Annotated in this window: 15 protein-coding genes; 7 read left to right on the top strand and 8 right to left on the bottom strand. The window is 67.6% G+C overall.

Translation table 11 applies throughout. The features are described from left to right. Nucleotides 1-173 precede the first annotated feature (173 nt). Together W5W_RS0106330 and W5W_RS0106325 are read left to right on the top strand one after the other, a co-directional pair. Nucleotides 174-1,469, top strand: coding sequence for a sensor histidine kinase (locus tag W5W_RS0106330; RefSeq protein ID WP_008731452.1), 1,296 nt, complete (start codon nucleotides 174-176; stop codon nucleotides 1,467-1,469). Next, nucleotides 1,466-2,179 carry a response regulator transcription factor gene (locus W5W_RS0106325; protein ID WP_008731442.1) on the top strand — a complete coding sequence of 238 codons (714 nt, stop codon included), beginning with the start codon at nucleotides 1,466-1,468 and terminating at the stop codon, nucleotides 2,177-2,179. Before W5W_RS0106330 ends, W5W_RS0106325 begins: the two co-directional genes overlap by 4 nt. Before the next feature lie 85 nt (nucleotides 2,180-2,264). Here the strand turns inward: W5W_RS0106325 and W5W_RS0106320 are convergent, their stop codons facing one another. From W5W_RS0106320 to W5W_RS0106310, 3 genes are all read right to left on the bottom strand, one after another. After that, nucleotides 2,265-2,777: a GtrA family protein gene (locus W5W_RS0106320; RefSeq protein ID WP_008731449.1), complete on the bottom strand. Its 513-nt coding sequence runs from the start codon at nucleotides 2,775-2,777 to the stop codon at nucleotides 2,265-2,267. 174 nt (nucleotides 2,778-2,951) lie between these two features. Beyond that, nucleotides 2,952-3,566, bottom strand: a complete 615-nt coding sequence (locus tag W5W_RS0106315; protein ID WP_017194775.1) for a ribonuclease H family protein — start codon at nucleotides 3,564-3,566, stop codon at nucleotides 2,952-2,954. A gap of 210 nt (nucleotides 3,567-3,776) precedes the next feature. Then, a complete protein-coding gene (locus W5W_RS0106310) occupies nucleotides 3,777-4,445 on the bottom strand; it encodes a MarC family protein (RefSeq protein WP_008731808.1) in 669 nt (222 codons plus the stop codon). Between the two features lie 171 nt (nucleotides 4,446-4,616). On the opposite strand from W5W_RS0106310, the gene W5W_RS0106305 reads away from it, so the two are divergent. Together W5W_RS0106305 and W5W_RS0106300 are read left to right on the top strand one after the other, a co-directional pair. After that, nucleotides 4,617-6,374 carry a sodium:solute symporter family protein gene (locus W5W_RS0106305; protein ID WP_008731811.1) on the top strand — a complete coding sequence of 586 codons (1,758 nt, stop codon included), beginning with the start codon at nucleotides 4,617-4,619 and terminating at the stop codon, nucleotides 6,372-6,374. Nucleotides 6,375-6,386: 12 nt separating this feature from the next. Then, the gene (locus W5W_RS0106300; RefSeq protein ID WP_008731810.1) at nucleotides 6,387-6,683 is read left to right on the top strand and encodes a hypothetical protein; all 297 of its coding nucleotides are present in this window, start codon (nucleotides 6,387-6,389) and stop codon (nucleotides 6,681-6,683) included. Nucleotides 6,684-6,853: 170 nt separating this feature from the next. On the opposite strand, the gene W5W_RS0106295 is transcribed toward W5W_RS0106300, so the two are convergent. After that, nucleotides 6,854-7,120 (bottom strand): HPr family phosphocarrier protein, encoded by a 267-nt coding sequence (locus W5W_RS0106295; protein WP_008729880.1) that lies wholly within the window; start codon nucleotides 7,118-7,120, stop codon nucleotides 6,854-6,856. A gap of 156 nt (nucleotides 7,121-7,276) precedes the next feature. Continuing rightward, the gene (locus W5W_RS0106290) at nucleotides 7,277-8,239 is read right to left on the bottom strand and encodes an alpha/beta fold hydrolase (protein WP_017194774.1); all 963 of its coding nucleotides are present in this window, start codon (nucleotides 8,237-8,239) and stop codon (nucleotides 7,277-7,279) included. A 124-nt stretch (nucleotides 8,240-8,363) separates the two neighbouring features. Between W5W_RS0106290 and W5W_RS0106285 the strand changes: the two genes are divergently transcribed. After that, nucleotides 8,364-9,005 carry a TetR/AcrR family transcriptional regulator gene (locus W5W_RS0106285; RefSeq protein WP_008729884.1) on the top strand — a complete coding sequence of 214 codons (642 nt, stop codon included), beginning with the start codon at nucleotides 8,364-8,366 and terminating at the stop codon, nucleotides 9,003-9,005. Here W5W_RS0106285 and W5W_RS0106280 read toward each other — a convergent pair. Together W5W_RS0106280 and W5W_RS16930 are read right to left on the bottom strand one after the other, a co-directional pair. Next, a complete protein-coding gene (locus tag W5W_RS0106280) occupies nucleotides 8,996-10,048 on the bottom strand; it encodes a S66 family peptidase (protein WP_017194773.1) in 1,053 nt (350 codons plus the stop codon). The two genes, W5W_RS0106285 and W5W_RS0106280, sit on opposite strands and share 10 nt — an antisense overlap. 9 nt (nucleotides 10,049-10,057) lie before the next feature. After that, complete coding sequence (locus W5W_RS16930) at nucleotides 10,058-10,492, bottom strand: type II toxin-antitoxin system VapC family toxin (protein WP_081486214.1); 435 nt, start codon at nucleotides 10,490-10,492, stop codon at nucleotides 10,058-10,060. Between the two features lie 532 nt (nucleotides 10,493-11,024). Here W5W_RS16930 and W5W_RS0106260 point away from each other — a divergent pair. Next, nucleotides 11,025-11,267 (top strand): type II toxin-antitoxin system Phd/YefM family antitoxin, encoded by a 243-nt coding sequence (locus W5W_RS0106260; RefSeq protein WP_008729875.1) that lies wholly within the window; start codon nucleotides 11,025-11,027, stop codon nucleotides 11,265-11,267. Continuing rightward, complete coding sequence (locus W5W_RS0106255) at nucleotides 11,264-11,530, top strand: Txe/YoeB family addiction module toxin (RefSeq protein WP_017194770.1); 267 nt, start codon at nucleotides 11,264-11,266, stop codon at nucleotides 11,528-11,530. Before W5W_RS0106260 ends, W5W_RS0106255 begins: the two co-directional genes overlap by 4 nt. Before the next feature lie 53 nt (nucleotides 11,531-11,583). On the opposite strand, the gene W5W_RS0106250 is transcribed toward W5W_RS0106255, so the two are convergent. After that, nucleotides 11,584-12,708: a GuaB3 family IMP dehydrogenase-related protein gene (locus W5W_RS0106250; protein ID WP_017194769.1), complete on the bottom strand. Its 1,125-nt coding sequence runs from the start codon at nucleotides 12,706-12,708 to the stop codon at nucleotides 11,584-11,586. Between the last annotated feature and the right edge of the window lie 74 nt (nucleotides 12,709-12,782).

Raw genomic sequence — 12,782 nt, 5'->3', positions numbered from 1 at the left:
CCAGGTATCCAGCACATTCCCCGGCTGCATCGTCCTCACCGAATCAGACCACTCCTATGAGCGCCCTACCCCCTACTCCGGCTCGCGACCCGTACGGTCCGTCCGCATCTGCCGCCGGCCCGGTCTCGGCTCCACTCCCGACTGACGACGGGGCCGGGACCGAGGACGAGGGCATGATTCCCGCGAGAGCCCCGCGCACCTTCCTGGATCAGATCGCCGAGGCCTGGCGCACGCGCCCCGCAGGAGCGTGGATCGGTGCAGCAGCATCCGGTTTTTACCAGCTGCTCCTGTGGAAGTTGCCGATGGCGGGCAATGCCGAGGTGCAGACCTGGCACTGGGCGGTGGCCAATCTGCTCGTCGTCGCCTGCCTGGTGGGCAGGCGCCGCTGGCCGCTGACGGTCATCGCCCTGACCGGAATCGCCTCAGTCCTGGGGGAGTTCCTGGGAGCCGGAGCAGGACTCGGCACGCCGCTGCTGATCGCCGTTTACGCACTCATCGCCACAACGGGCACGGGCCCGGTGCGCTGCGCCATCGGCCTGATTCTGGCGACCGCGTGCGACATCGTGCCCGGCTTCCTCATCAGTTCTCCCTTCCCCCTGATCTCACGGCTCGTACCGGCATTCCTCACCATCGCCTTGGTCGTCACGGCGGCGCTGCTCTCCCGGTCCCGCAGGCGGACACTGGAGCATCGCGACGCCCAGCTCGCGGCGAGGGCCGCGGAGCGCAGACTGGCCGCGCAGCGGGATACCGCCCGTCGTCAGGCGCGCGTGGCCGGAGAGCTGCACGATTCGGTAGGACACGACCTCACCGCCATCATCGCCCTGTCCGAAGGACTGCGCGGCACCAGCGCCGACCCCGACCTCGACGAGGCCATCGGCACCATCAACGCCCTCGCCCGCGACGGGCTGGCCGACACCAGGAAGGCCGTCTCCGCCCTCCACCCGCCCCCAGCCGTTGCCGGCAGGGCCGGCTCCTCCCGGGGCCAGGGCTCCGAAAGTAGAGAATCACGCGCATCCCAGACGTCCGACGACATCACCGACTCCATCGCCTACCCTGCAGACTCATCCACCGGGCCGCGCGGCTGGGCCGATATCGACAGCCTGCTGACCACGGTGAGGGCCACCGGTCTCAGCGCCACCCTGACCGAGACCGGGCATCGGCCCGAGAGCCCGGCCACCGGCGCGCTGGTGTACACCGTCGCCCGCGAGGCACTGACCAATGCCATGCGCCACGCCGACGGCGCCAGCCGCGTCGTCCTCTCCCTGGACCACACCGTCTCCGCCACCATCCTGACGCTCACCGACGACGGCAGGCCCGCCCTGTGGGAGGAGCGACCCGCCGGCCACGGCCTGGCCAATCTGACCGGCCTGGTTCACGAGCACGGCGGCAGCCTGACCGCCGGCCCCGCCCCCGAAGGAGGCTGGAGAGTGCACGCCGTCATCCCGTTCCAGGAGCCCGCGCGCGCATGACGAGCACGATCCCCACCGGCCCGGTCGGTCCAGGCCGTCCCGTCATCACCGTCATGATCGTCGACGACCAGCGGGCGGCCCGCATGGGCCTGGCCCTCATGGTCAATCGGGCAGATGACCTCGACGTCATCGCCCAGGCCGCCAACGGCCAGGACGCCCTCGACCAGCTCGCCGCACTGACCGCCAATGGGCGCCCCCTGCCCGACGTCGTCCTCATGGATGTGCGCATGCCGGTGCTCAACGGGATCGACGCCACCGCGCGCATCGCCCAGCTCTACCCCGCCATCAGGACGCTGGTGATGACCACCTACGACCAGGACGACTACGCCTTCGGCGCCCTGTCCGCAGGGGCGTCGGGCTTCCTCCTCAAGGACACCCGCACGGCCCAGCTCCACCAGGCGCTGCGCGCGGTCGACTCCGGGGACGCCATTCTCACCCCGCGCATCACCCGCGAGCTGCTCAACCGCCACATGCTCCGCCCCATCGTCACCCCGCAGCAGCGCGCCGCCCAGCAGCAACTGGGCATGCTCAGCCCGCGCGAGCGCGAGGTGGCCGAGCTCGTCGCCCAGGGCCTGACCAACGCCGAGATCGCCCAGCGCCTCACCATCGCCGCCGACTCGGTGAAGAAGAACGTCACCCGCATCCTGGGCAAACTGAATCTGCGCGACCGCGTGCAGCTCGTCATCCTCTTGCGCGACGCCCAGTCTTGATCTGCCCTCGCGCTCCGTTCCCGGCCCTGTCCCACCCGCCGGACGGCCGACCTGGGTCACCCGCAGGCTCGACCGTCTCGGCTATTCAGGCCGCTGCGGCCCTGATCCCGACGTGGGGCGCCGTCGAACCGGAGCGGTAGACCAGTCGGGACTGCAGCAGGTAGTTGAGCCCGAAAAGGCTGGAGTCGACGAGGATCTTGGCCAGCCACAGCGGCATCCCCGCCCAGGTGAGGACGGCGATCGCCAGGTAGGAGGTGGTCGTCGTGGTTCCCTGAACGGCCGCGTAGCCGAATGCCGAGCGCATGAAGGTCTCCGGGGCCGCCCGGAACAGACGGCGGTTGAGCAGGAAGCTCACGGTGCAGGAGACCAGACGCGCGCCGACGACAGCGAGGAGGACCGAGCCCGTCACGGAGTTGAGTGTCAGCGCGAGAACGTAGTCCAGCGTCCAGCTGGAGAAGGAGACGGTGGCGAAGAGGACCACCGTGGGCAAACGGCGGCGGAGCATCCTCAGAGTCCGCAGGACGGATGTCAGGTCGGTCGGGATACTCGGGAGAGCCGGAAGAGCCGGCTGAGCGGGGAGGGCGAGGCTCGTGGTCATGCCTTCAGACTGCTGGGCGGCCTTGTGCCGCCGGCCTGCTCCTCCTGTGCTGTTCCTGTGAAGAAGCGCCGGCTAGCTTTCGACCAGCTTGAGGGCTGCAGGCTTCTCGCAACGACCGCCCTCGTTCGCCGGACGGAGGCCGACGAACTGACGCGCGACAGAAAGCTAGAAACGCTAGAAGAGCATCCCCTCGTCCTGGCGAAGACGGGCGCGACGGGCGGCGGTGGCACCGGGGACGACCTCGGCGTCGCTGGATGCGGCGGAGGACTCAGAGCCCTCGGCGCCCGCCGTCACTGAGCCGCGAGCGCCGCCGGCATCACCGCCCGCGCCCGGCCAGCCCGGGCCCGCGGGCACGGCCGCGCCCTGCTGATAGGCGGTGGCGGCTGCGCGGGCCCGTGAATCAGCAGCCTCGTTCAGGGGATGCCCCACGTGCCCGCGCACCCATTCGAAGCGCACGGTGCGCCCTGCCAACTCGGCATCGAGGGCCTTCATGAGGTCGTCATTGAGGACCGGCTTGCCATCGGCCTTGCGCCATCCCCGCTTCTTCCAGCCGTGGCGCCACTTGGTCAGGGAGTTGATGACGTACTGCGAGTCCGCCTGGATCAGCAGGTCCTCACCGGTACCGGCGGTGGCGCGCAGAAGCTCGAGGACGGCGGTGAGCTCACCGCGGTTATTCGTCGACTCCGGCCAGCCGCCCGCCGCCCAGCAGTCCTCATCCACGTACCAGGCCCAACCGGCGGGTCCGGGATTCCCGAGCGCGGAGCCGTCCGCGGCGGCGATGATCGTCATGCCCGCCACCCTACCGGGCGCGCGAGACGGGTACTTCCCCGGCGACAGGACGACGGGCGGTCCGAACCTCGCCCCGAGAGCCCAGCATGTCCAAATCCGGGACAAACGCCGCAATCGCACCTCAAGACGCTGCGAGAAACCGCATTATTCCAACAGTCGCCTGCGCGCTGTCCGACGCAGCCGCACCGTTTGTCCCGTTTTGGGACACCCCTAGCCCGCCAGACCGGGCAGAAGGTCCTTCAGGCCGGCGCTCAGCATTCCAATGGCGATCGCCGCCAGGATCATGCCCATGAGACGGGTCATGATGGTGCGCAGCGTCATCGACATGTGGTGGCCGATGACACTGGAGAAATGGAGCACGACCCCCAGGATCGCCAGAACGGCGAACAGCGCGAGCGCCACTGTGAGCTTGCCGGTCACGCTCTCCCCCTGGGACACCATGACGATGATGGTCGTGATCGTGCCGGGTCCTACGAGGATCGGGAAGGTCATGGGGTAGAAGGAGACATCCGCGGTCCCGACCCGCTCAGTGGCGTGCTCCTTCTCCGCCGAGGTGCCCTCATGGGCACTCGCCCCGCGCCCGCTGAGCATGCCCAGAGCGATGATGAGCAGAACGATCCCTCCGGCCACCCGGAAGTCGTCCACATTGACGCCGAAGAAGCCCAGGAGCGTTGTGCCGGCCACCGCCACCACTGCGCACATGACCGCACTGAAGACAACGGTGCGCCAGGCGGTCCGGCGCTGCTGGGCGGCCTCCTGACCGGTCGTCAGGCTCAGGAACAGGGGCAGGTTGACGAAAGGATTCATGATGGCGAAGAACGCCCCGAATGCCTTGACGAGCAGGGCTGTATCCATGTGCAGATTCATGTGCAGATCCATGTGCAGCATCATGCCCTGCGGACCCCGGGATCGGTGGGCTGACCGCGCAAGACTCATGCCCCGCATTCAACATGATCCTCCCATTTCGGTAATGCGCCTCACGCTCACGACGTAGAGTGATCGGCGCCGGGCAACGCCGCCCGTCACGATCTGCACACCTCTAGGACTCCTATGACATCCCTACCAGTCTCAGTCCCCATCCTCAGCGCGAGCTCCTCCGGCTCCACGCTCATCGATGCTCGCTGGTACGACTACTTCCCGATCATCATCTACTTCGCCTTCGTCATCGGCGTGGGATTCATGGCCAGGCGCAAGGCGGCCTCCTCCGACGAGTTCCTCACCTCCGGGCGCTCACTGCCCGCCTGGGTCACCGGCATCGCCTTCGTCTCGGCCAACCTGGGCGCCGTGGAGATCATGGGCATGTCCGCCAACGGGGCCCAATACGGCCTGCCGACCTTCCACTACTTCTGGATCGGCGCGATCCCGGCGATGATCTTCCTCGGCCTGGTCATGATGCCCTTCTACTACGGCTCCAAGGTCCGCTCGGTTCCGGAGTTCATGTTCCGCCGCTACGGGACCGCGGCCCATCTGATCAACGCCCTGTCCTTCGCCCTGGCGCAGCTGCTCATCGCCGGCGTCAACCTCTACCTGCTGGGCTCGATCGTGCAGCGCCTGCTGGGCTGGCCCTTGTGGGTGGCACTCGTCGTCGCCGCCATCATCGTCTTCTCCTACATCACCCTCGGCGGCCTGTCCGCGGCGATCTACAACGAGGTTCTGCAGTTCTTCGTCATCGTCGCCGCGCTGCTCCCCCTGACCCTGGTCGGTCTGCACCGGGTCGGAGGCTGGGGCGGCCTGAAGGAGTCGATCATCGCCGATGCCACCGCCCACGGGACGGGGGCCTACGCCAGCGCCGACGCTCAGCTGCACTCCTGGCCCGGCGTGCTCCTGTCGGGCTTCAGCTCCTCGACGTTGTCGGTCATCGGCATCGTCTTCGGCCTGGGCTTCGTGCTGTCCTTCGGCTACTGGACCACCAACTTCGTCGAGGTCCAGCGCGCCATGGCCGCCGATTCCATCTCCTCAGCGCGCTCGGCGCCGATCGTGGGCACCTTCGCCAAGATGCTCGTGCCCTTCCTCGTCATCATCCCCGGCATGGTGGCCGCGGTGCTCGTGAGCGAGATCCACGACCTCAAGCTCGGCACACTGACGGGGACCGATGCCGGGCTCGGGGACATCAAGTACAACGACGCCGTCCTGCTGCTCATGCGCGATGTGCTGCCCAACGGCCTGCTGGGCCTGGCGATCACCGGACTCCTGGCCTCCTTCATGGCCGGCATGGCGGCGAACATCTCGGCCTTCAACACGGTCTTCACCGTGGATCTCTACCAGCGCTACGTCAACAAGGACGCCGACGACGCCCGGTACCTGCGCATGGGGCACATCGCCACCGGCGTGGCCACGATCGTCGCGATCTTCACGGCGCTGATCGCCTCGACCTACTCCAACCTCATGGACTATCTCCAGCAGCTCTTCTCCATGTTCAACGCGCCCCTGTTCGCCACCTTCATCATCGGCATGTTCTGGAAGCGCGCGACGAACCACGGCGGCTGGGCGGGCCTGACAGCCGGAACGCTCGCAGCCCTGGCCGTCAACATCCTCAACTGGAACCACATCGTCAGCTTCCCCGGTCAGGGAGCCGCCTTCCTGGCCGCAGGCATCGCCTTCGCCGTCGACGTCGTGGTGACCGTGGCGGTCTCCCTCGTCACGGCACCGCGCCCGGACAGCCAACTCAAGGGCTTCGTCTACTCGCTGACGCCCGCATCCGAGCGGCGCGATCCGGCGGCCGGCGAGCTGGCCTGGTTCCGCCGCCCGGTCCCCCTGGCGCTGCTGTCCGGCGGACTCGTCATCCTGCTCAATCTCGTCTTCCACTGATCGGAGCCACTGATGAAGACACCTACTCGCTCCCTGGCCGACATCCGCGTCGTCATCGGCGCCGTCCTGAGCATCATCGGCCTGTTCCTGCTCGTCTGCTCGGCCTTCCTCAACGGACCCGATGAGACGGCCAAAACCGGCGGCGTCAACGCCAACCTGTGGTCCGGCCTGGGCCTGGTGGTCATCGCCATCCTCATGATCCTGTGGTGGGTGGCGGAGCCGCGCGGGGCGTCCGGGGATGAGGGCATCACCGATACAGCCGATACAGCGGATACAGCGGGGGGCGAGATCGAGCAGAACTCGCGCTGAGGTTCGAGCGCGCCCGACTCCCCGGCCTCTCAGCTCCTTAACACAGGGGGCGCTGGGAGGCGCTGGGGAGCACTGAGAGGCACGACGCAGGCGGGGGCGGCCACCGTGTGGTGGCCGCCCCCGCCTGCGTATTACTGGGTTTGTGACCGACTGACGTCGATGACGGCGACTCAGGCGTCGAGATCCGTCTCGAGCAGGTCCTTCAGCTCGCTGAGAGCGCTGTCGGCGCCGTCAGCGTCGGAGGCCAGGGTGACGACGTCGCCGAAACCGGCTCCGAGCGTCATGACTCCCAGGATGGAGGAAGCGTCGACAGGGGCGCCACCCTCCTTGGCGATGGTGACTGGAACGCCCTTCTCAGCGACTGCCTTGACGAAGGTAGCGGCGGGGCGGGCGTGGAGGCCGACCTTGGAGGCGATGGTGGCGGTGACCTGGGCCATGGAGTGCTCCTTACGGGGATGGGGCCGACGGCGATGGGGCGGCATCGGCACCTGCGCGCCGATGCGAGAGACCAGCCGACGGCTGATTGCGCCTTCACACTACCCGACTTCGACGGCCGACGGTGCCGTAAAGATGCCGTAAAGACGAGTCATGGTTCACGAGGATCCAGTGTCGCCCTGCGCCCAGAACTGCTCCAGCACCGGGGTGAGCGATTCGGCCTCCTGCATGGGCAGGGAGTGAGTCGCGTTGTCCCACACCTGAATACTCGCCTGAGGAAGGATCTTCTGCGCGCGCTCCACCGCCTTGCTCCCGCCCGCCACGGAGTTCCTGCCGGCGATCGCCACATAGACCGGCATGGTCAGTGCCTCGGCCTGCTCATCCGTCAGCGGGCTCGGCGTGGGCAGACTGGCGTCGAACTTCTCCGCCCCCGCCTTGATCATGAGTTCCATGGGGTCGGTGCCCGAGAGCTTCTCGCCCCCGATGCGCTCCAGCGCCTTGTTCCGCCAGCCCTCGGGGAGAGCCGGTATGGACGACACCACCGTCCAGCCCATGATGTCCGCGGGCGGATACGCGAAGACGAAGACGGCTTCCAGCAGCGTCAGGGAGCGCACCCGCTCGGGGTGGATCCGGGCGTAGAGCGCGGCGGTCGCACCCCCGAAGGAGTGGCCGACGAGGTGGACCCCGTCGGGCGCGACGTCGGCAAGAACCTCATCGACCCAGGCGGCCTGATCGTCTGCGGACGTCAGGGGCGCGGACTGGACGGACATACCGGCGTCGCCGAGCGCATCGAATGCGATGACTCGTCGGGACTGGATCAGCAGCGGAATATTGACCGCCCACATCGGCGCGCCCGAGGCGCGCCCGGGCAGGAGAACCACAGGAGGCGAGTCCCGCCCGGCGCCGCTCTCCCAGGTGTAGACGCGCACGGTTCCGTAGCTCGTGATCACATCTTCCACCTGGCTGGGGGCGGGCATGGTCTCCATGACCTGCTGGTAGTACCCGAGGTACTCCTGTCTGTCCTGTGCGCTTCTGAAGTGGCCGACGCCCGCGGGGCCCGCAAAGGTCCTATAGAGGCCCACCACCCCGACGAGTGCCAGCACCACGACGAGCGCTGTCATGACACGGCGAATCCGCGGATGAGGACGGCGCAGGACCCGCCCGCGAACGGAACCGACAGCGGCAGAATCTTTTTGCAATACAGACATACTGCATCCTATCGCGATACAACTGTACTGTGAAGGCATGCCGAAGATCGTCGACCCCGAACAGCGCCGCACCGAGATCATCCACGGCCTATGGGCGGTCATCTACGAGCGCGGCATTCACGCCGTCACCTACCAGGCGGTGGCGCAGGCTGCGGGAGTCTCAGTGGGGAGGATCCAGCACTACTTCGACTCCAAGCAGGACCTGGTTCATGCGGGCTGCCGAGCCATGGTGGAGGGCGCGGCCGAGGCCCACGAGCAGCGCACCGACGCCCTGGAGCCGCTGGCGGCCCTGACCGAACTGCTCATCCAGCCCATTCCTCGCAGCGATGCCTTCAGGCTCGGCAGCGCCGTGTGGTACGCCTACCTGGCACAGACCGTGGCCGATCCGCAGATCGCGGAGATCATCGGCGGCGCCTCCCGCGAGACATTGGAGTACGCCGCCTCCCTGCTGCGCAGCGCCGGCGCCCCCGCACCCGCGCACGAGGCCGCCCGCCTCGTGGCGCTCAGCAACGGACTGGCTCAAAGCGTTCTGATCGGAGCCCTCTCCCCCGACCGGGCCACGGACATCCTCGGCAGCGAAGTCGCCTCGCTGCGGGCGGCGGTCAACAGCACCGACGCGGATGCCGGTCGACCCGCCCCATCGACACCGTCGGCTCGCAAGTCATCGGCTCAGGAATAGTCAGCCTCCACCGTCCGCGCCGCACCGTCGATAGCGACCCGACCGCCGTAGGGCAGGATCCACTGCGGGCAGGTGTGCCCGAAGGGGATGCCGCAGCACACGACGGCCTGCGGGTTGTAGTCGGCGATCGTCTCGATGACCATCTCGTCGCGCTCGCCCCGCATGGCCCTGCGGGTCTCGTCGTCGGGGCGCGTCTGGAAGCTGGAGACCGGCGAGCGGGCGAACAGAACAGCCGCGGCGGCGGCCAGCACCCCCCTCTCCCCCAGCGCCCGCAGCATGCGGAAGACCGCACGGGTCGGGGTGATCTCCTCGGAGAGCTCGATGAGGAGCACGGCCCCCTCCAGATCGGTGGGCGCCATGGCGAAGCGCCCTGCGGCGAGAAGGTCGCTGACGACCTCCAGACACCCGCCCCAGGTGCGCCCGGTAACGCCGGCCCGCGGCCCGGCCCAGGTCCACTCCTCGGTGTCCTCGCGCTGGCCGAAGGAGGTCAGGACAGCGAGGTCGCCCCAGTCAAGGCCGTGATCCTCGGACTGAGCGGGCCGGGTGATCTTCAGCTTCTCGCCGGTCAGGAGCGCCGCGCGCAGGCCGGCCGCATGCTCGGGGTCCACGTGCGGGCCGGGGCCCAGATGGACCTGCGTGGAGCCGCCGTAGAAGCTGCGCAGACCGCAGGTGGTCAGGAAGTGGTGAAGATGAGTGTTGTCGGAGTAGCCGAGGAAGGGCTTGGGGTGAGCGCGGACGACCTCGGGATCGAGGTGCGGGATGACGGTGATCTGATCGTCGCCGCCGATAGTGGCGCATATGGCGCGGATCGAGTCGTCGGCGAAGGCGGCCATGAGGTCGCGGGCGCGCTCACGCGGGCGGGCCCCGAGCTTCCGGGTGGTCGGATACTCAACGGGAATCAGACCCGTGATCTCCTGAAGCCTCCGCATGGCCTGCTCGTGAACCTCGGGGGCGACGGCCGGGGCCGCGAAGGACGGGGACAGAACGGCGACCCGATCCCCGGGCCGGGCCTTGGGAGGCGAGAGAAGGGCATTGGCACTCATGAGCCGAGGCTACTCGCCAGTCTGAGGCGACTCGCCCGATTCACCGCCCATCTCCCGAAGCGCGAGGGAGGACTGATGCTTGTCATCGGGAGAATCCGGTGCGCATACTGTGAGTCCCCTCATCTGCGATCCGACCTTGGTCAAGCCTTTATCCCAGGTGAAGAGAAACGGGGCGCGCACGCGCACCGCGGACGCGAGAATGAGCGCATCAGCCCCCCTCAACTGAAACTCCTGAGCCAATTCGCCGGCCCGACGAGCAAGCACCTCGTCAGCGTCGATCACCATGAATGAGCCGCTTTCCATCCAGGCCCGAGCTTTGCGACTCCTCTGGTACCTGGTTTCCCTTTCTAGATGGTCGCCCCGGACTCGAGGAGAGGCGAGAACTTCAGCAACCGTAACGTTCGAAGCCCTCCATGGTGAGAACGTCCTTGCCGCCGTCTGCATTGTGCTGGAGCGGACCCCATACCGTCACACGGCGAGAGATCATCTCTGTCGTCACTATTCAAGGTCATTCTCAGAGAACTGAACCGTCACTGGACGCTTCGTCGCCTCATCGATAAGACCGAACTCTCGCTTAGCGTCACGCCGGTTCCCGATTCCCGCCATTTTGACCAACCCTCCAAGAGCATGGGTAGACCAGCTCGCAGGAGCCTCGGCACCCGATTCAATAGACTCGATACCCTCAATTATCTCCTAGAAACGCGAGTCGGCCTCCTCCTGAGAGAGATCAGCGATAGCGGCCCCGAGACGGGCACTTCCGACCGCAAGCGATCCCAGAACCCATGAATCATTCCCTGTTCCCTGCAGAAAGGTCTTGAAAGCCTCGAGCGCTTCAGAGACGGCCTCAAGAGAGAGCTGACCAGGCTCCCCCTCCACGACGAACGCGATCTCATGAGGGCTCACCGGCGCAGTGGGCACGGAGAGCGCCACTTGCCAATACGTACGGATGATCGTACGTTCTGGGAGGAGGTGTGCCATGAGCACTATCAATGTCACGACGGCGCGGTCCAACCTGTACCGGCTCATCGACCAGGTCTCTGAGGAGTCGCGACCCGTTAGGATCGCCGGGCAGCGATCAACCGCGGTCCTCGTGTCCGAGGAGGACTGGGAGGCGATCCAGGAGACTCTGTATCTCCAGGCGATACCCGGAATGGTTGACTCCATTCGACAGGCCCGCGAGGAGAGCGTCGAGGCCGCGTCGGAAGAACTCGACTGGTGAGCGACTGGACTCTGCGCTACTCACGTCAAGCGCAGAAGGACGCGCGCAGACTCGCCGCCTCGAACCTCAAGAATCGCGCACAACGTCTTCTCGATATCATCGCAGACGATCCGTTCACCCGGCCTCCGGCTTACGAGCGCCTGGTGGGCGACTTGGCAGGCTGCTACTCCCGTCGGATCAATATCCAGCATCGACTCGTCTACGAGGTGCACCCGGAGGAACGGGTGATCCTGATCCTGCGGATGTGGACGCACTATGAATAAATGATGCGAATGGATCGCAGAGGAGCCTCTCCGGCGCCGGATCGGCTCGTGTCTCAACTCGGGTCGTGGGGGTCCAGGACGACCTCGACCTTCTGAAGCTCCTTCACATCGGCGTACCCGGTGGTGGCCAGAGTGCGGCGCAGCGCCCCCATGATGTTGAGGGTGCCGTCGGCACGGTCGGAGGGACCGTTGAGGATCTCGTCCATGGTGCCGACGGTGCCCACATAGCTGCGGTATCCGCGCGGCAGACGCTCGTGACGCGCCTCGGCGCCCCAGTGGTACCCCCCTCCGGGGGCCTCGGCCGCCCGGGCGAGGGCGGCTCCGAGCATGACGGCGTCGGCCCCGCAGGCGATGGCTTTGACGACGTCGCCGGAGTTGCCCACCGAGCCGTCGGCGATCACATGGACATAGCGCCCTCCGGACTCGTCGAGGTAGTCGCGGCGGGCGGCGGCGACATCGGACACCGCGGTGGCCATGGGCATATCGAGGCCCAGCACCTGCCGCACGGAGGAGGAGGCGCCGCCGCCCTGGCCGACGAGCACGGCAGCGGCACCGGTGCGCATGAGATGGAGGGCGGCGGTGTAGGTGGTCACCCCGCCGACGACGACGGGCACGTCCAACTCATAGATGAAGCGCTTGAGATTGAGGGGCTCGGTATTGCCCGAGACGTGCTCGGCGGAGACCACCGAGCCGCGGATGACGAGCAGATCGACGCCGGCCTCCACCGCGGCGCGCCAGTGCCGCTGCGTCTGAGCCGGGCCGAGGCGCCCAGCCACGACGACCCCGGCCTCACGGATCTGGGTCAGCCGGGCGGCGATGAGCTCGGGGCGCACCGGGGCGCGGTAGACCTCCTGGAGAACGCGGGTGGCCTCCTCGCAGGAGGCGGTGCGGATGCGATCCAGGGCGTCGGCGGGATCCTCGTAGCGAGCCCACAGGCCCTCCAGGTCGAGCACGCCGATGCCGCCCAGCCGGCCGACGAGGATCGCCGTCTCGGGGCTCATCACCGAGTCCATGGGCGAGGCCATGACGGGCAGGTCGACGTGGTAGGCGTCAAGCTGCCAGCTCACGCGGACATCGCGCACATCCCGGGTGCGGCGAGCCGGAACGACCGCGATGTCGTCGAAGGAGTACGCCTGCCGGGCGCGCTTGGAGCGCCCGATCTCGATCTCACCGCTCATGGCCCGCATCCTAGAGCGCCTCCGAGGGGCGGCCGCGGTGGCGCGCCACGTCCCCTGAATCCGCCGGCTCCGCT

Origin of the sequence: Actinomyces massiliensis 4401292 (assembly GCF_000269805.1) — a bacterium.
GTDB lineage: Bacteria > Actinomycetota > Actinomycetes > Actinomycetales > Actinomycetaceae > Actinomyces > Actinomyces massiliensis.
The sequence above is the reverse complement of the archived record's forward strand: the minus strand, read 5'-3'. Positions and strand labels throughout refer to the sequence as shown.

Bases quoted from the DNA above. Each gene is read 5' to 3' on its own strand.
- W5W_RS0106330 (WP_008731452.1), top strand. From the start codon at position 174: ATGATTCCCGCGAGAGCCCCGCGCACCTTCCTGGATCAGATCGCCGAG.
- W5W_RS0106325 (WP_008731442.1), top strand. From the start codon at position 1,466: ATGACGAGCACGATCCCCACCGGCCCGGTCGGTCCAGGCCGTCCCGTC.
- W5W_RS0106320 (WP_008731449.1), bottom strand. From the start codon at position 2,777: ATGACCACGAGCCTCGCCCTCCCCGCTCAGCCGGCTCTTCCGGCTCTC.
- W5W_RS0106315 (WP_017194775.1), bottom strand. From the start codon at position 3,566: ATGACGATCATCGCCGCCGCGGACGGCTCCGCGCTCGGGAATCCCGGA.
- W5W_RS0106310 (WP_008731808.1), bottom strand. From the start codon at position 4,445: ATGGATCTGCACATGAATCTGCACATGGATACAGCCCTGCTCGTCAAG.
- W5W_RS0106305 (WP_008731811.1), top strand. From the start codon at position 4,617: ATGACATCCCTACCAGTCTCAGTCCCCATCCTCAGCGCGAGCTCCTCC.
- W5W_RS0106300 (WP_008731810.1), top strand. From the start codon at position 6,387: ATGAAGACACCTACTCGCTCCCTGGCCGACATCCGCGTCGTCATCGGC.
- W5W_RS0106295 (WP_008729880.1), bottom strand. From the start codon at position 7,120: ATGGCCCAGGTCACCGCCACCATCGCCTCCAAGGTCGGCCTCCACGCC.
- W5W_RS0106290 (WP_017194774.1), bottom strand. From the start codon at position 8,239: ATGACAGCGCTCGTCGTGGTGCTGGCACTCGTCGGGGTGGTGGGCCTC.
- W5W_RS0106285 (WP_008729884.1), top strand. From the start codon at position 8,364: ATGCCGAAGATCGTCGACCCCGAACAGCGCCGCACCGAGATCATCCAC.
- W5W_RS0106280 (WP_017194773.1), bottom strand. From the start codon at position 10,048: ATGAGTGCCAATGCCCTTCTCTCGCCTCCCAAGGCCCGGCCCGGGGAT.
- W5W_RS16930 (WP_081486214.1), bottom strand. From the start codon at position 10,492: ATGCAGACGGCGGCAAGGACGTTCTCACCATGGAGGGCTTCGAACGTT.
- W5W_RS0106260 (WP_008729875.1), top strand. From the start codon at position 11,025: ATGAGCACTATCAATGTCACGACGGCGCGGTCCAACCTGTACCGGCTC.
- W5W_RS0106250 (WP_017194769.1), bottom strand. From the start codon at position 12,708: ATGAGCGGTGAGATCGAGATCGGGCGCTCCAAGCGCGCCCGGCAGGCG.